The sequence below is a fragment of the Bradyrhizobium sp. HKCCYLRH2060 genome (genome assembly GCF_051168135.1).
GTDB lineage: Bacteria > Pseudomonadota > Alphaproteobacteria > Rhizobiales > Xanthobacteraceae > Bradyrhizobium.
Map to the genome: position 1 here is coordinate 25,111 of NZ_JBNPUK010000010.1, position 14,932 is coordinate 40,042.

General features: G+C 63.4%; 15 protein-coding genes and 1 tRNA gene. 7 read left to right on the forward strand and 9 right to left on the reverse strand.

Annotated features, from left to right (window positions below; translation table 11 throughout):
• Positions 1 to 121 precede the first annotated feature (121 nt).
• Entirely contained in the window at positions 122 to 784 is a 663-nt protein-coding gene (locus ACQR10_RS19815) for a phosphoribosyltransferase (protein ID WP_316217679.1), read from the forward strand.
• A gap of 12 nt (positions 785 to 796) precedes the next feature.
• Here ACQR10_RS19815 and ACQR10_RS19820 read toward each other — a convergent pair whose 3' ends face one another.
• Positions 797 to 1,159: a ChaB family protein gene (locus ACQR10_RS19820; RefSeq protein ID WP_410051442.1), complete on the reverse strand. Its 363-nt coding sequence runs from the start codon at positions 1,157 to 1,159 to the stop codon at positions 797 to 799.
• Positions 1,160 to 1,179: 20 nt separating this feature from the next.
• On the opposite strand from ACQR10_RS19820, the gene ACQR10_RS19825 reads away from it, so the two are divergent.
• The 4 genes from ACQR10_RS19825 (at position 1,180) to ACQR10_RS19840 (ending at position 5,222) form a co-directional block, all read left to right on the forward strand.
• Positions 1,180 to 2,523, forward strand: coding sequence for a nicotinate phosphoribosyltransferase (locus ACQR10_RS19825; protein ID WP_316217678.1), 1,344 nt, complete (start codon positions 1,180 to 1,182; stop codon positions 2,521 to 2,523).
• A gap of 67 nt (positions 2,524 to 2,590) precedes the next feature.
• Entirely contained in the window at positions 2,591 to 4,306 is a 1,716-nt protein-coding gene (polX, locus tag ACQR10_RS19830; protein WP_434912048.1) for a DNA polymerase/3'-5' exonuclease PolX, read from the forward strand.
• Positions 4,307 to 4,381: 75 nt separating this feature from the next.
• Positions 4,382 to 4,711: a hypothetical protein gene (locus tag ACQR10_RS19835; protein ID WP_315805376.1), complete on the forward strand. Its 330-nt coding sequence runs from the start codon at positions 4,382 to 4,384 to the stop codon at positions 4,709 to 4,711.
• Between the two features lie 163 nt (positions 4,712 to 4,874).
• Complete coding sequence (locus ACQR10_RS19840; protein ID WP_315805377.1) at positions 4,875 to 5,222, forward strand: c-type cytochrome; 348 nt, start codon at positions 4,875 to 4,877, stop codon at positions 5,220 to 5,222.
• Positions 5,223 to 5,395: 173 nt separating this feature from the next.
• On the opposite strand, the gene ACQR10_RS19845 is transcribed toward ACQR10_RS19840, so the two are convergent.
• From ACQR10_RS19845 to mobA, 8 genes are all read right to left on the reverse strand, one after another.
• Positions 5,396 to 5,821: a DUF2267 domain-containing protein gene (locus tag ACQR10_RS19845; RefSeq protein WP_315805378.1), complete on the reverse strand. Its 426-nt coding sequence runs from the start codon at positions 5,819 to 5,821 to the stop codon at positions 5,396 to 5,398.
• A 109-nt stretch (positions 5,822 to 5,930) separates the two neighbouring features.
• Positions 5,931 to 6,785 carry a universal stress protein gene (locus ACQR10_RS19850; protein ID WP_316217676.1) on the reverse strand — a complete coding sequence of 285 codons (855 nt, stop codon included), beginning with the start codon at positions 6,783 to 6,785 and terminating at the stop codon, positions 5,931 to 5,933.
• Between the two features lie 152 nt (positions 6,786 to 6,937).
• Positions 6,938 to 8,560 (reverse strand): chaperonin GroEL, encoded by a 1,623-nt coding sequence (gene groL, locus ACQR10_RS19855; protein WP_316217675.1) that lies wholly within the window; start codon positions 8,558 to 8,560, stop codon positions 6,938 to 6,940.
• A gap of 717 nt (positions 8,561 to 9,277) precedes the next feature.
• Positions 9,278 to 9,353, reverse strand: a tRNA-Ile gene (locus tag ACQR10_RS19860).
• A gap of 176 nt (positions 9,354 to 9,529) precedes the next feature.
• Positions 9,530 to 10,501, reverse strand: coding sequence for a Bug family tripartite tricarboxylate transporter substrate binding protein (locus tag ACQR10_RS19865; RefSeq protein ID WP_316217674.1), 972 nt, complete (start codon positions 10,499 to 10,501; stop codon positions 9,530 to 9,532).
• Between the two features lie 83 nt (positions 10,502 to 10,584).
• Positions 10,585 to 11,796 carry an ABC transporter substrate-binding protein gene (locus tag ACQR10_RS19870; protein ID WP_316177696.1) on the reverse strand — a complete coding sequence of 404 codons (1,212 nt, stop codon included), beginning with the start codon at positions 11,794 to 11,796 and terminating at the stop codon, positions 10,585 to 10,587.
• 186 nt (positions 11,797 to 11,982) lie between these two features.
• Positions 11,983 to 12,573 (reverse strand): cation transporter, encoded by a 591-nt coding sequence (locus ACQR10_RS19875; RefSeq protein ID WP_316177697.1) that lies wholly within the window; start codon positions 12,571 to 12,573, stop codon positions 11,983 to 11,985.
• A gap of 9 nt (positions 12,574 to 12,582) precedes the next feature.
• Positions 12,583 to 13,212 (reverse strand): molybdenum cofactor guanylyltransferase MobA, encoded by a 630-nt coding sequence (gene mobA / locus ACQR10_RS19880; RefSeq protein WP_315805411.1) that lies wholly within the window; start codon positions 13,210 to 13,212, stop codon positions 12,583 to 12,585.
• Between the two features lie 241 nt (positions 13,213 to 13,453).
• Here mobA and mobB point away from each other — a divergent pair, with 241 nt between their 5' ends.
• Both mobB and ACQR10_RS19890 read left to right on the forward strand, forming a co-directional pair.
• On the forward strand, positions 13,454 to 13,987 hold the full coding sequence (mobB, locus tag ACQR10_RS19885) for a molybdopterin-guanine dinucleotide biosynthesis protein B (RefSeq protein WP_316177702.1): 534 nt from the start codon (positions 13,454 to 13,456) through the stop codon (positions 13,985 to 13,987).
• Between the two features lie 116 nt (positions 13,988 to 14,103).
• Positions 14,104 to 14,343 (forward strand): sulfurtransferase TusA family protein, encoded by a 240-nt coding sequence (locus ACQR10_RS19890; RefSeq protein WP_315805442.1) that lies wholly within the window; start codon positions 14,104 to 14,106, stop codon positions 14,341 to 14,343.
• Positions 14,344 to 14,932: the final 589 nt, after the last annotated feature.

Consider the following 14,932-nt stretch of genomic DNA (forward strand, 5'->3'; position numbering starts at 1 on the left):
TTCATTCTTCCATCCGGGCATATGATGCCTATCGCCAATCGCGGCTGTCGGCAGCTTGATACGGATCAATAGCAGTGGCTGTCCGGCTCATATCCTGCGCCTCTTCCGCGTGAGGTCTGCCATGCTGTTCCAGAACCGAACCGATGCCGGCCGGCAACTCGCCGAGGCGCTGCTCAAATACAAGGGGCGGCACCCGGTCGTTCTTGCGCTGCCACGGGGCGGCGTGCCGGTTGCGGCGGAAGTCGCAGCAGCCCTCGATGCGCCACTCGATCTGCTGCTGGTCCGCAAGATCGGGCTGCCGGGGCAGCCGGAGCTCGCAATGGGTGCCATCGCGGATGGGGAGGGCATGACCACCATTCGTAACCAGGACGTGATCGAGCTGTCCGGCGTCACTTCAGAAGAGTTTGAGGTCGTCTGCAAAAAGGAACGTGCTGAGATCGAACGGCGTCGCGAGCGCTATCTGGGCGATCGGGCTCGTGCCGAAGTCAAGGGGCAGGTCGCGATCATCGTCGATGACGGCGTTGCGACAGGGGCAACCACGCTTGCTGCCATAAAGGCTGTTCGGAAGCAGGAACCGAAAGAGCTCGTGCTTGCGGTCCCGGTCGCGCCGCTGGACACCATCAGGAAATTGCATGCGGAAGTCGATGCGGTCGTCTGTCTGCATGAGCCTCAGGAGTTTGGCGCGATCGGCTATTTCTATCGCGACTTTCATCAGGTCGGCGACGACGAGGTGATTGCCACTTTGAGACAGTTTCCATCAAACAGATCCATGCCCGCTTCCTGACGAGCCGGCGGTCTAATGATCGTGGGGCAGCGGTTCCCAGCGGTCGCCGACCTTCACGTAGGATCGCTTCACCGCCGCCCAGGCTATGCGGTGAGCAATCTCCTCCTGCCGTTCGTCTTCCGCATGGGAGGCAAAGGCGTGGTTGAACGCTTCGCGATAAATGTCCTGCGCGTGCGATGGGAGGTGAGCGCGAACAGGAGGGGGAAGATCGATATTTGTGCGATAGGGCATGGCTGGTGCCTCGGACGTAAACTGCCGCGCCTTGCTCGGGACGCCGCGGCGTTTCCACCAGAAAGGATAGACGCAACTTGCTTCCGCCTCTTGACCGGCGTCAAACAGGAAATGCGTATAAATCGACAGGATGACCGACGTCATGTGAGCGCCGAGGAACATCGATGGACCCGTCACCGAGCGCGCTGCTAACCGATCTGTATCAGATGACCATGATCGAGGCGTATCTTGAATCGGGCCAGACTGATACAGCCGTGTTTGAGTTCTTTGTACGCAAGCTGCCGCCGCAGCGCAGCTTCCTGATGGCGGCCGGACTGGAGCAGGCGCTCGACTTCCTGCAAAACATGCGGTTCTCGCAAGACGAACTCGGCTGGCTTGAGCGAACTGACAGGTTCAGCAAGTCGTTGATCGACTATCTCGCCAATTTCCGCTTCACCGGCGAGGTCCACGCGATGCCGGAAGGCACCGTGTTCTTTGGCAATGAACCGATCCTTAGGGTTACAGCTCCTTTGCCGGAGGCGCAGCTTGTCGAGACGCGCCTGATCAACATCCTGCATTTTCAGACACTGATTGCCTCCAAGGCCGCGCGCATGGTCTTACTCGCGCCAGACAAGCTCCTGATCGACTTCGGCTTGCGTCGCGCCCATGGTGCCGAGGCAGGGCTGCTGGCTGCCCGCGCGAGCTATGTCGCGGGATTTTCCGGCACGGCAACCCTCCTGGCCGAGAAGTCATTCGGCATTCCGACCTATGGAACCATGGCGCATTCGTTCGTTCAATCCTTTGATGACGAAGCTGCAGCATTCGAAGCGTTTGCGCGCGCCCGGCCGAAGAATCTCGTCCTGCTGATCGACACTTATGACACCGAGGCGGCCGCGAGGAAGGTCGTCATGCTGGCGCCCCGATTGAAGGAGCTTGGAATTGCCGTCAGCGCCGTGCGGATTGACAGCGGGGATCTGTCTGCGCTCGCCAGGAACGTGCGCTGCATTCTGGATGCCGGCGGACTCCATGACACCGGCATCTTTGTCAGTGGCGGAATAGAGGAGGGCACCCTGATTGCCTTCGCTCGGGACGCGGCGCCGATCGACGGTATCGGCATCGGCACGGGCCTCGTCACGTCGTCCGATGCGCCGGCACTCGACTGTGCCTATAAGCTGCAGGAGTATGCGGGCTTGCCGCGCCGCAAGCGCTCGACGGGAAAGGCCACCTGGCCCGGCCGCAAGCAGGTTTGGCGCCGGTATGACAGCGATGGCCGTATGCTCGCCGACATTCTTTCGACCGAGGAGGACCAACAGGAGGGGGAAGCGCTGATCCAAGCTGTGATGCTCGGCGGACGCCCTGTCGGCTCTCGACCATCACTTCACGACATCCGGGCTCACGCGCGCCGGCAACTGGATCAACTGCCTCCGGAGCTGAAAGCCTCCAAATCGGTTGCGCCCTATCCGGTTCAGATTTCAAGCCGTCTTGAACAGCTGGCAGCTGTCGCCGACCGGATAGGCTCGCGTCCCTGAATTCTGATCTGCATCAAGGGAAACAGCTCGATCCGTCTCTAGCCTGTCGAGCGACGGAGGTGCATCGATGCCGGTACAGAATGCCGAAATTGCAGAGATGTTCGACCAGACCGCCGAACTTCTCGAGATCAAGGGCGGCAATCCGTTTCGTTCGCGGGCCTATCGCAATGCTGCGCGGGTGATCGAGCGCCTTCCCAAGAACATCACCAACCTCTTGAAGGCGGGCGAGGATCTTTCCGAGCTGCCAGGTATCGGCAAGGATCTGGCAGGAAAGATCGAAACGATCGTCGCGACCCATCATTTCGATGTGCTGGACAAACTCAAGCGTGAACTGCCCGGCGATCTCGGTGAGATCGCGGCGCTCCCGGGCTTGGGTCCGAAGCGCGTCAAACTGCTCTACGACAAGCTGGGCGTGCGGTCACTCGAGGACCTCAGGCGCGCGGTGAAGTCGGGTCGGCTGAGAGAGCTTCGAGGCTTCGGTGCCAAGAGCGAGGAAAAGCTCGCCGCGGCGCTGGCCAAGCCTCGCGCCGAGAGGCGCTTCAGATTATCCGAGGCCGAAGCCGAAGCGGAAGCACTCCTCAGCCATCTGAGGCCGAACGCGAGCAACGGACGGGTGATCGTCGCCGGAAGCTACCGCCGCAGGCGCGACACCGTCGGCGATCTTGATATCCTGATGGTGGCGCGTGACGGCCACGCCGCCGGCGAGAGACTCTCTCGATATGACAATGTCGCTGATGTGCTTGCTCATGGCGATACGCGGACGGCGGTGGTGCTGCGCTCCGGGCTGCACGTCGACCTGCGCGTTGTTCCTGAGGCAAGCTACGGCGCCGCGCTGATGTATTTCACCGGATCCAAGGCGCACAACATCTCCTTGCGCGGACTCGCTAACGACCACGGCTGGAAGCTGAACGAATACGGCCTCTTCGCCGGTAAACGGCGCATCGCCGGAGCAACCGAGGAGGAGATCTACGGCAAGCTCCGGCTGCCCCTGATTCCGCCCGAGATGCGCGAGGATCGCGGCGAGATCGCGCTCGCAAAGGCAAAAAAGCTCCCGAAACTGATTACGCTGTCCGATATTCGAGGCGACCTGCACGTCCATTCCAAATGGACCGACGGCACCGCCGCGATCGCCGAGATGGCGGCTGCCGCCAAGGCAAGGGGCTATGCCTATATGGCTCTGACCGACCATAGCCAACACGTCACTGTCGCCCATGGTCTCGATGCCGGACGTCTGTCGCGTCAGATCGACGAGATCGATCGTTTGAACGACCGGCTGGATGGCTTTACGGTGCTGAAAGGTGCTGAAGTCGATATTCTGGCGGATGGACGGCTTGATCTGCCCGACAAGATCCTATCGCGGCTCGATCTGGTCGTTGCTTCCGTTCACTACAAATTCGAGCTCTCGCGCAAGATGCAGACCGAGCGCATCATCCGGGCGATGGACAATCGCCATGTCTCGATTATCGGTCATCCGACCGGACGGTTGATCGGGGACCGCGAGCCTTACGAGATCGACATGGAAGCCGTCATTGCGGCGGCGCGCGAGCGCGGCTGTCATCTCGAACTCAACGCCGACCCGGACCGGCTCGATCTCAACGATATCCATGCTCATGCCGCCAAGTCCGCGGGCGTCAAGCTGGCAATCTCGACGGACGCACATTCGACGGCTGGATTCGCCAACATGCGTTTCGGCGTCGATCAGGCGCGCCGAGGCTGGCTCGAAGCAGCGGACGTCATCAACACCCGACCCTTGTCGCGGGCGAAGAAGATGCTGAAGCGCTAGCCGCATTGTTTGATCCTTCGCAACGTTGCGCACGCGATGTTGCGTTCTGTTAGGTAACAGCGCAGGAGGAATGAAATGAGCTTCGAGAAGAAGATTGGCACGGTTGCGACCGCGGCTGTCCTGACCCTTGCGCTGCTTGCACCCACGGGGGCCGACGCTCGCAACGGGCGCGTTGCCGCAGGAATCGTCGGCGGCCTGGCTGCCGGCGCACTGTTCGGTGCGGCCCTCAGCGGCGGCTATTGGGGGCCGTATCCCTATTACGGCTATCCGGGGCCAGTCTATTACGACCCACCGGCACCGTATTGGGGGCCAGGTCCGTTTTGGGGACCGTACGGATACGGCGACTGCCATGTCCGGGCGGTCCGGCACAGGCGGCACGTGCACTACGTGCGGGTCTGCTATTGAATTCGCTTGCACTCGAGCAACGTGCAGGGCTGTCATGTTGCTGCGTCTCATGCGGACGAAGGACACGTGATTGGCTGTCGCGTGCTGGATGACGTGCAACGGGCGACGGTATGCGGATCGGTCAAGCCGGGCCAGTGCCGATCACTTGCGGAGAGTCGGACGCATGTCAGGGCGTTTCAAGGTTCGGGCTCTGGGCCTCCTGGTCGGGCTGCTCTCGTGTTGGCCGACAAACGTGGACGCCGCGAACCTCAGCAAGGCAGCGCAACGAGGCAGGGCCATCCTGCAGGAAAAATGCGGGCGCTGTCATGCGATCAGATCGGTTGGCGAAAGCCCGCTCGAGAATGCTCCGCCGATGCGCGATATCTACGCCCGGTTCAATCGGCGCGAGTTGCAGGCGGAGCTGTCGGAAGGCATGGTGTCGAGGCACAGGGATATGCCGCAAATTGAATTTTCCGACGAGGACGTTTACGCGATCATGAGCTACCTCTACGTTCTTGCAGTCAGGAAATGAATGCTCGTTGCCCAGGAAAGTGCTGATCCCTGCACATCGAAGTTCACGTGGTCGGGCTGCGTGGGTCCATTCGACGGTCTGACGGCATCGCCACTGGTCTGGCGGCACGCAGCTGGACCGGTATGAAGGCTTCCCGTCGGTGGGCGCTCGGCGGACGTGGCCAGATGCCCGGATTATGATTTCAATTCGCGGATCTGCGCCGGCAGATGGTGCATCAGTTTCTCAAATTCACCGGGATCGAGCTTCTCCCACGCGATCTCGAACACCCCGCGAATGACGCTCAGCGGCTCGATGGGAAATTGCTGGGGCAGCTCCATTGCGACGTGATCAGCAAAGTCGCTGGCATGTCGCTCCTTGGTCGGCGTTCCCGCCGCATGCCAGTTCTCGTAGTAAATCCCGCGCAGGAGGATCGGCAGCTGGGCGCCAAGCTTGGTCGCCACCTCCGGAGGTACGCGATCGCGCAACGCATGCAGAACAGCCCGGAGCGCGTTGTAGGCCTGTTGACGGCTGCCGAGTTCCAGCTGCTCCTCGATCGCCTTGAGCCAGAGATTCGTCTCCTGAATGGTGTGATCCAGCGCGGTAACACCTGTTACGCCCATGATGCGTTCTCCTAGATTGGCACATCAGAATAGCGGCATCCCGGATCGACGGCGTCACCGAAATCACGTCCATTGTCATGATCCGGTGAGCACGGATGCCGGCCTCGATTCAATGCGACAGCAGGGTCGGGATCGTCATTGTCTTCAGCATTTCACGGGTGACGCCGCCGAAAATGCCTTCCTGCAGGCGGGAATGCCCATATGCCCCCATCACCAGCATGTCGAGACTTTCGTCGGCGGCCAGGGACAGGATGGACGGCTGAATCTCGGAATGCTCCGCCGTCAGCTCAAGCAGCGTTGTCGTAAGTCCGGCACGAGCCATGTGTTCGGTCAATTTTCGCGCTGAAGCCTCGGTGGGAGCAACCTGCGCCTCATTGATCGAAATCGTGACCAGCGCTTCTGCCTGAGAGAGAAACGGTGTTGCGTCCTTGAAAGCGCGGGCGGCAAGGCGGCTTCCATCCCAGCAGATGCCGATACGGTTGGCCTTGAAAGTGCCGCGGAAAATATGCGGCACGAACAGGACGGGTCCGCCCGCCTGGAGCAGGATCTCGGTCGCAGTCCTATTGTCGTGACTGTCCTGTGTTGCGTCCGTCTGCAGGACCACCGTCAGCTCATAGAGCCTGGCCGCAGCGCCGAGCGCGGACGCGGCTTCACCGGGCAGGTCCTCGACCGAGCGGCTTGCGTGAGAGATGTTTGCATTCCGGGCTTCCGTCTCGAAAATGGCGAGTGCGGCCGCGCTGCGTTGGGCGGCGCGCTGCCGCTCCATTTCGAATATCTCTGAAGCGACGACCGCTGCGCCGGCGCCTCCATCGACCACATACGCGCTACCGGGCGAGATGTATCCGACTGCAATCGCATCGAGATGGGCGTCGAACCGGGCAGCCAACGAGACTGCGGCAGAAACGACAGGCTGCGGTGGCCGCTCGGTCGGAATGTAGACGAGAATGTCGTTGATCTTGATCATGACGACCTCCCTCCGGGACCAAATCCATACTCTCAGTCGGATGAAGCGGCATGTTGACTTGAATCAACAGTCAATGACCGGTCGTCACTCACCGGTCCCGCAAAGTTGTTGCTCCGCTCGGGGGGGCACAGCCCCGTCTTCATGGTTCAGCGTCACGCCGGCATTTCCGATTCCGCTAGCCGTTCGCGCTTTGACTCCGCGATTTCGGTCATCGTCGCCTCGGTGAGCAGGAGGATGCCGGCAACCGATACCGCGTTCTCGAGGGCTGTCCGAACGACCTTCGCGGGGTCGACAATGCCGGCCTCGACGAGATCGACATATTGCTTGCGCGCGGCGTCAAACCCGAAATTGCCGACGCCACTCAGCATGCGCGCCACGACCACGCCGCCATCCGTTGCGGAGTTCTCCGCGATCTGGCGAGCGGGGGCCTCGAGCGCGCGCTTCAAGATCTGTACACCGGTCTTTTCGTCGCCATCGCAGAGTGCTTCCTCCTTGCCGACGGCTTCGACGCATCGAAGCAAGGCAAGCCCGCCGCCTGGCACGATACCTTCTGCAACGGCCGCCTTTGTCGAACTGATGGCGTCGTCGAGCGCCTCTTTTCGTGATTTCATCTCGGCTTCAGTCGGCGCTCCGACACGGATAACGGCAACCCCGCCCGACAGCTTGGCGAGCCGCTCCTCAAGCTTCTCCTTGTCGTACTCGCTGGTCGTTTTCTCGATCTCGCGGCGAAGTTGTTGCATCCGCGCATCGATCTGGCTGCGTTCGCCTTTGCTGCCGATCAGCGTGGTGTTTTCCTTGTCGGCAACCACACGGGCGACATGCCCCAGCTGCTGCAAAGTAGCGTTTTCAAGCTTCGAACCAAGATCGTCGGAGACGACCTGGGCGCCGGTGAGGATTGCAATATCCTGCAACATGGCCTTGCGTCGCTCACCAAAGCCGGGCGCCTTGACGGCGCAGCCTTTCAGCACGCCGCGAAGCTGATTAACGATGAGCGTGGCCAACGCCTCGCCTTCGATGTCTTCGGCGATGATCAGGAGCGGTTGTGCCGATTTTGCGATCTGTTCGAGCAGCGGGATAATGTCGCGCAGAGCGCTGATCTTGTGGTCGCACAACAGGATGAGCGGCTCTTCGAGAACCGCTTCCATGCGATCGGCATCGGTCACGAAGTAGGGCGACAGGAAGCCGCGGTCGAATTTCATCCCTTCGACCACGTCGAGCGACGTTTCGATGGTCTTGGATTCCTCCACCGAGATCACTCCATCGCTTCCGACTTTCTCGAGCGCATCGGCGACCAGCGCGCCAATGGACGGATCATTATGAGCCGAGATGGTGGCGACCTGAGCTCTTTCCGCCTTTGTCCTGACGGGTCGCGCCATTGCATGGAGGGCCGCTATCGTCGCGCGGGCAGCGCGGTCGAGGCCCCGTTTCAGATCGATGGCACTGGCGCCGGCGACGACGTTCCTGACGCCGTCGGCAAGAATCGCATGTGCCAGGATCGTGGAGGTGCTTGTTCCGTCGCCAACGAGATCGCCGGTCTTCTCCGCGGCCTGACGCAGCACCTGCGCTCCGAGATTCTCCTCCGGATCCTTGAGGTCGAATTCCTTGGCGATCGTGACGCCATCGTTGCATACGATCGGGGTGCCCCAGCTCTTCTGGATCAGTACTGATTTTGATTTCGGGCCGAGCGTCACCCGCACTGCGTCCGCAAGCAGCGAGGCTCCGCGCAGGATCTTCTCGCGGGCCGCGGAATGAAACAGCACCTGCTTGTGAGGCATCAATCGCTCCTCAGAAGGACGGCTTTCATCAGACCAAAATAGAAGTGACGCCGTTTTGAACGCTTGATCCTGATCAAGGAGGAGGCACTGGTACGCCGATCGATCAGGCGCTAGGGTCGCAATGCTCGATTGAAGAGCCTTCGCAGAGGCAAAGCGCTCGGAGCACGGGATTGCGCCGAGATGGCGGACGTCCCGTTGGCGTCTGTGATCATATCCGTTTCTTGCTCGGCCTGCGCCGGAGCGGCCGTTCGGCGGTTCGAGGCAATTCTTGCTTGCGCCTGCGGCATCTTGGTGTCTCAAAGAATCCGCTGCGTTGCTGATCAGTCTCCCATCCAAGGAATGCACCGAGGCGTCCGACGACTGGCTCCGAGAACCGCTTCGAGACGGCTCGGCACGTCATACATGCAGCCGCCGCCGCACGATCACAGCAGGTCCGGTGCCGACACTCGGACGACTCTTGGCGCACATGTGGTGCTGGGGTCGCGGCGTCGCGCGTTCTCACTTTGCGGAATGGAACGGCCAGCCGGTCAAATCCGTGATGACCGGGCTCGCGACGGCCTGCCGGCCGTCAGGGCTCCCGCTGAAGGAGGGGAAGATCTCGCCGCACCCGCTGCGCCACATGGCGGCGACGTGCTCATACAGCTGCGCGCGATCCGTGGGAGGCCTCAGGCTTTCTCGGAATGTCGGTCAGCATACCCGCTAAGCCGTTGAGCTCATTGGTGGGCCCGGCAGGACTCGAACCTGCAACCAGACCGTTATGAGCGGTCGGCTCTAACCATTGAGCTACAGGCCCCCGCGACGCCGAGGTCTTGCCGGCGGCGGGCAGGAGCGGGCCTGTCCGGCGCGGCGTCGAAACCCCAACGACGGCTCGGGCTCCGTTTACAGCCTGGCCAGCCATCCGGCAATGCCGCTGCCCGATTGTTTTGGCGCGCTTCCGTCGCCGCCGGTCCGTCCAGGCGCGCCGCGACGCTAGTCCACCGAAACCCCGGCGAATTCCACCACCTTGCGCCACTTCTCGGTCTCGTCGACGACCAGCTTGCCGAACTCCGCCGGTGTCATCGCGCGCGGGATGCCGCCGGTCTCGGTGAGCCGCGCCACCAGCTTGGGGTCCTTCAGCGCCTCGCCGACGGCCTTGTTGAGGATCTCGACGATCTCGGGCGGCGTGCCCTTGGGCGCCGAGATGCCGTAGAAGCCGACCGATTCGTAGCCGGGCACGGTCTCGGCGATCGCGGGCACGTCCGGCACCGTCGGCCAGCGCTGCGGCGAGGTGACGCCGAGCGCGCGGACGCTGCCGCCGCGCGACTGTTCCAGCGCCGTCGGCAGGTTGTCGAAGATCAACTGCACCTTGTTGGAGATGATGTCGGGAAAGGCCAGCGCCGAGCCGCGATAGGGCACATGCAGCATGTCGCATTTGGTCATCGCCTTGAACAGCTCGGCCGCCATGTGCACCGAGGTGCCGTTGCCCGAGGAGGCGAAGGCGATCTTGCCCGGGTTGGCCTTGCAGTAGTCGATGAACTCCTTGACGGTCTTGGCCGGCACGTCGTTGCTCACCACCAGCATGTTGGTGAGCTGCATGATGCTGGCGACCGGCACGGTGTCGCGGATGAAGTCATAAGGCAGCTTCTTGTAGAGCGAGGTGCTGATCGCGTTGTTGGGCGCGACGAACAGCAGCGTGTAGCCGTCGGGCGGGGAGTTGATCGCGGCCGCGGCCGCGATGTTGCCGCCCGAGCCGGTGCGGTTCTCGACCACGACCTGCTGGCCCAGGTGGTCGGACAGCCACTGCGCCATGATGCGGGCGACGATGTCGACCGGCCCGCCGGGGGCGAAGCCGATCAGCCAGCGGATGGGACGGTCCGGATAGGCGGCGAGCGCCGGTCCCGGTTTGGCGGCGAGTCCCGCCGCGACGATCAGCCCGAACAGCAGCGCGCGCGCCAGCTTCATGCCCGTCTTCCCCCATTGATTGTTGTCGTTCAGCTCGCATGCGGCGGCCCGGTCGCCCCGGCCGCCGATCGTTCAATGCGCCGTCACTTCTTGATCAGCGGGCACGCGGGATCGGGCGGGCCGAACGCGTCATCGCCTTTGATGGTCGCGAGGATCTTGTAGTAGTCCCACGGATATTTGCTCTCCTCCGGCGATTTGACCTGCGCCAGCACGAGATCATGCACCATCAGATTGTCGGCGCGCAGCTTGCCGTTGCGGGCGAAGAAGTCCTCGACCGGCGTCTCACGCATCTTCGCGGCGACCGCGAGCGGATCGTCGCTGCCCGCCGCCTTGATGGCGTTGAGATAGTGCATGACGGCGGAATAGACGCCGGCCTGCCACATCGTCGGCATCCGGTTCATCTTGGCGAAATAGCGCTTCGACCATTCGCGTGTCTTGTCGTCCATGTCCCAGTAGAACGAGGTGGTGAGCAGGAGCCCCTGCGCGGCCGGCAGGCCGAGCGAATGGATGTCGGTGACCAGCGCGAGCAGCGCCGCCATCTGCTGTCCGCCCTTGAGCAGGCCGAACTCGGATGCGGTCTTGATCTCGTTCATGTTGTTCGGGGGACCTGCGGCAATGCCGATGATCTTGGCCTTGGAGGCCTGCGCCTGCAGGATGAAGGACGACAGATCGGGCGTCGCGAATGGCGGCCGCACCGCGCCCACGACCTTGCCGCCATTGGCGGTGACGACGCTCGAGGCGTCGCGCTCCAGCGAATGGCCGAAGGCGTAGTCGTCGGTGATGAAGAACCAGCTGTCGCCGCCGCGCTTGACGACCTCCTTCGCCGTGCCGGTGGCGAGCGCGCGGGTGTCGAACACCCACTGCATCGCGTAGGGCGAGCAGAACTTGCCGTGGAAATCGGCGGCGCCGGTCGACTGGGTGATGAACAGCTTCTTCTTCTCGGTGGCGATGGTCTGCACGGCGAGGCCCACCGCGGAGACCGGCACGTCGACGATGAGATCGACCTGCTCGGTGTCGTACCAGCGGCGCGCGATCGCAGCGCCGATGTCGGGCTTGAGCTGATGATCGCCGACGATGACGCTGATCGGCTTGTCCAGCACCTTGCCGCCGAAATCATCGACCGCCATCTGCGCCGCGGTGACGGATCCTTGTCCGGTCGGCGTCGAGGCCGGGCCGTTCATGTCGCTGAGCACGCCGATCTTGACGACGTTGTCGGAGATCTCGGCCTGCGCGGCGGTCGTGACCAGCAGCGCGGCTGCGGCCCACGCCGCCCGCTTCAAACAGCTGAGTTGCAATCAGTCCTCCACCGGTACCGGCGTGACGCCGTTGTTTGTTCCGGCTCTGCCGGCCGGTCCGCCTATCTGCAATCAATCCAGGGCGGCCGTCAATCATGCCGGACGGCGGAGCGGTGGAGCGGTCCTGTGCGCTGCAATGCCGCAAGGAGTGAGGTCGTCGCGCACGCGCGCGGGATGCTCGGCCGTTCAGGCCTTGGCGGTCTTTTGCTCCTCGTGCGCAGCCTCCCACACCTCGCGCGCGGCGTCCGCATTCATGAGCGCGATACCGACACCCACGATCAGGTCCGGCCAGATCGAGGGCCATACAAAGGCGGTCACGAGACCGACCGCGATGATCGCGATGTTGGCGAAGGCGTCGTTGCGTGCGGACAGGAAGGCGGCGCGGGTGAGGCTGCCCTGGTGGTCCCTGACCCGCGCCAGGATCAACGCGCAGCCGAGATTGACGATCAGCGCGCCGAGGCCGGTCACGGTGAGCGGCAGCGGTGCGGGTGCGATCGGCGTGAAGAACTTCTCGCCGGCGGTCCACAGTCCGGCGACCGCGGGCGCCAGCAGGATCAGCGCCAGCGCCTTGCCGAGCAGCGCCCGCTGCGGCGCGCTCCAGCGCAGCGCCAGCGCAATCAGGATGTTGACCGAGGCATCCTCCAGAAAGTCGACGCTGTCGGCAAACAGCGACACCGAGCCGATCGCCAGCGCCACGGCGAACTCGATGCCGAAATAGCCGAGATTGAGCGCGGCAACGACAAGCACGGCGCGGCGAACGATGGTTGTCGCGTCCATCAGGCGTCCTCAATCATCGAGAGCCGCGAGCCGCTCCGCCTCGGCGAGGTCGAGCGCGGTATTGGCATTGAAGAACGGATCCAGCGGAACCGACGGCCAGCTCACGGTCGCGACCTTGTAGCGCGCCGTGAAGCGGGTGACCTTCCGGATGTCCTCCGCGACCAAGGCGTGCCGGAGATCCTCGCGCAGCCCGACCGGCCACAGCCCGATCACCGGATGGGTCTGTCCGCCGGACGCCGCCACCGCCAGTTCGGCCTGCTCCGCCGCCCGCGCTGTCGCCAGCCGCGCGACCAGATCGCGCGGCAGGAAGGGGCAGTCGCCGGCGGCGCTCAGCATCCAACGTGCCTCCGGCATATGCGCCGCAACCCAGTCGAGCCCGGCGAGAATGCCGGCGAGCGGGCCCGGGAAGCCGGCGACGCCATCCGGCACGACGGCCAGGCCGTTGCCCGCGAAGCGCGCGGGGTCGCCGTTGGCATTGAGGATCAGCCGGCTGCACTGCGGCGCCAGCCGCGCGATCACGCGCTCCAGGATGGTGCGGCCGTCGACCATGCGCAACGGCTTGTCGCCGCCGCCCATCCGCTGCGCGCGACCGCCGGCGAGCAGCACGCCGGGGATCGAAGTCGAGGTCATGGCTGTCATCGCGGGCTCGTTACCACGACTGCTGCCAGGGCGTCAGCGTCGGCCCGCGCGCGATCCACCATTTGCGCCTGCGCGGCGGCCGTACCGGCATGCCCCTCCCTGACGAGCCCTTGCCTGGTCCGCGCGGCTGCTGGCATGACATCGCCAAGAGTCGATATGGCGTTCCACGGGGCCTTCGGGCCATCGATCGATCCCGCGCTCCTGGCTGTGCAAAAGCGCCGGGGCCTTTCTGGAGACTGCGATGAAAGTCATCGGCCTCGCCGGCTGGAGCGGCGCCGGCAAGACCACGCTGCTGACGCGGCTGATTCCTCATCTCAGGGGGCAGGGACTGCGCGTCTCGGTGATCAAGCACGCCCATCACAAGTTCGACGTCGACGTCCCGGGCAAGGATTCGTGGCGGCATCGCGAGGCCGGGGCCGAGGAGGTTCTCGTCGCGTCGGGCACGCGCTGGGCGCTGATGCACGAGCTGCGAGGCGCAAGGGAGCCGGCCCTCGCGGAGCTGCTGGCGAGATTGTCTCCCGTCGATCTGGTCGTCATCGAAGGCTACAAGGCCGGCCCGCATCGCCGCATCGAGGTGCATCGCGCAGCCAATGGCAAGCCGCTGATGTTTCCCGACGATCCGGGCATTGTCGGGCTCGTCAGCGACGGCGATGCCGAGACGGCGTTGCCGCGCGCTCATCTCGACGATATCCCGGCGGTCGCGGCACTCGTCCAATATCTGGCGATGCCGCGGGCGGACGTTCTCGCGCTGGGCGACAAACCTGGTGTTCCATGATGGAACTCGCGAGTTCGCACCCGCATCTTCTGGCATTCATGGAACCCAGTTCCGGGTTCCATGGGATGATGCGGCCCCGGTTGACGTGCCGGAACCGCTTCTCCATGGTCGCGCGCATGATGATGACGAGGCTGGATCTGACGGGCCTGAAGTGCCCATTGCCGGTGCTGAAGACCCGGAAGGCGCTGCAGACGCTCAAGGCGGGAGAGCGGCTCGAAGTGTGCTGTACCGATCCGCTCGCGGTGATCGACATCCCGAATCTGGTGCGGCAGACCGGGGATCGGGTCGAGAGCGTCGATCGCACCGAGCGCGGCATTCTGTTTCGGATCGAGAAGGCCGCAGAACCGGCCGGATGATCCGCGCGGCGACGACATCCTCTGCTGCTGGCTGCTCGAACTACGTAGTTCGCGCGATGTCTCGGCGCATCGATGTGTCAAGGGATCGTGCTGCTTCCTATCGTCGCAGGGGCGCCAACCCGAGCTCACAACAATGCCGCGTTCTCAGTCCAGGCTTGCGATGCTGTTGCCAGGCAAGGACAAGTTGTTCCTTCTTCACGTTTCCGCGAGCGCGCGCATGCGGCGTCGAGCCGTGTCCGTCGCTGATGGTCCGCACATCTCATTAGTTGATTCCATCAGGGATGGCCGTGACGCGTCGGGAAAGTAATCGAGAGCAACATGACTACAGCCGTGAGTGGCGGTCGCGTTGGTTGCACGTGAATTTGTGTGTTTGTTAGCAACACATTCGCGCTGCAGTGCGATCAATCCACCAAGATTGACCGATTATTACCATTTTACTATCGACAATTTGCCTCGGTTCTGCACCAATTGGGGCGCTTCCGCGGAGGTTGCGGGGGGCGAGTCATGCCCGCTGGGGAGCGGGCCAGGCAGAACAGCGGCACAAGCAAGAATGGTGACGGCATAACGTCTCGGGTGGGGTGTTATGCGC

Bases quoted from the DNA above. Each gene is read 5' to 3' on its own strand.
- ACQR10_RS19815 (WP_316217679.1), top strand. From the start codon at position 122: ATGCTGTTCCAGAACCGAACCGATGCCGGCCGGCAACTCGCCGAGGCG.
- ACQR10_RS19820 (WP_410051442.1), bottom strand. From the start codon at position 1,159: ATGACGTCGGTCATCCTGTCGATTTATACGCATTTCCTGTTTGACGCC.
- ACQR10_RS19825 (WP_316217678.1), top strand. From the start codon at position 1,180: ATGGACCCGTCACCGAGCGCGCTGCTAACCGATCTGTATCAGATGACC.
- polX (WP_434912048.1), top strand. From the start codon at position 2,591: ATGCCGGTACAGAATGCCGAAATTGCAGAGATGTTCGACCAGACCGCC.
- ACQR10_RS19835 (WP_315805376.1), top strand. From the start codon at position 4,382: ATGAGCTTCGAGAAGAAGATTGGCACGGTTGCGACCGCGGCTGTCCTG.
- ACQR10_RS19840 (WP_315805377.1), top strand. From the start codon at position 4,875: ATGTCAGGGCGTTTCAAGGTTCGGGCTCTGGGCCTCCTGGTCGGGCTG.
- ACQR10_RS19845 (WP_315805378.1), bottom strand. From the start codon at position 5,821: ATGGGCGTAACAGGTGTTACCGCGCTGGATCACACCATTCAGGAGACG.
- ACQR10_RS19850 (WP_316217676.1), bottom strand. From the start codon at position 6,785: ATGATCAAGATCAACGACATTCTCGTCTACATTCCGACCGAGCGGCCA.
- groL (WP_316217675.1), bottom strand. From the start codon at position 8,560: ATGCCTCACAAGCAGGTGCTGTTTCATTCCGCGGCCCGCGAGAAGATC.
- ACQR10_RS19865 (WP_316217674.1), bottom strand. From the start codon at position 10,501: ATGAAGCTGGCGCGCGCGCTGCTGTTCGGGCTGATCGTCGCGGCGGGA.
- ACQR10_RS19875 (WP_316177697.1), bottom strand. From the start codon at position 12,573: ATGGACGCGACAACCATCGTTCGCCGCGCCGTGCTTGTCGTTGCCGCG.
- mobA (WP_315805411.1), bottom strand. From the start codon at position 13,212: ATGACAGCCATGACCTCGACTTCGATCCCCGGCGTGCTGCTCGCCGGC.
- mobB (WP_316177702.1), top strand. From the start codon at position 13,454: ATGAAAGTCATCGGCCTCGCCGGCTGGAGCGGCGCCGGCAAGACCACG.
- ACQR10_RS19890 (WP_315805442.1), top strand. From the start codon at position 14,104: ATGATGATGACGAGGCTGGATCTGACGGGCCTGAAGTGCCCATTGCCG.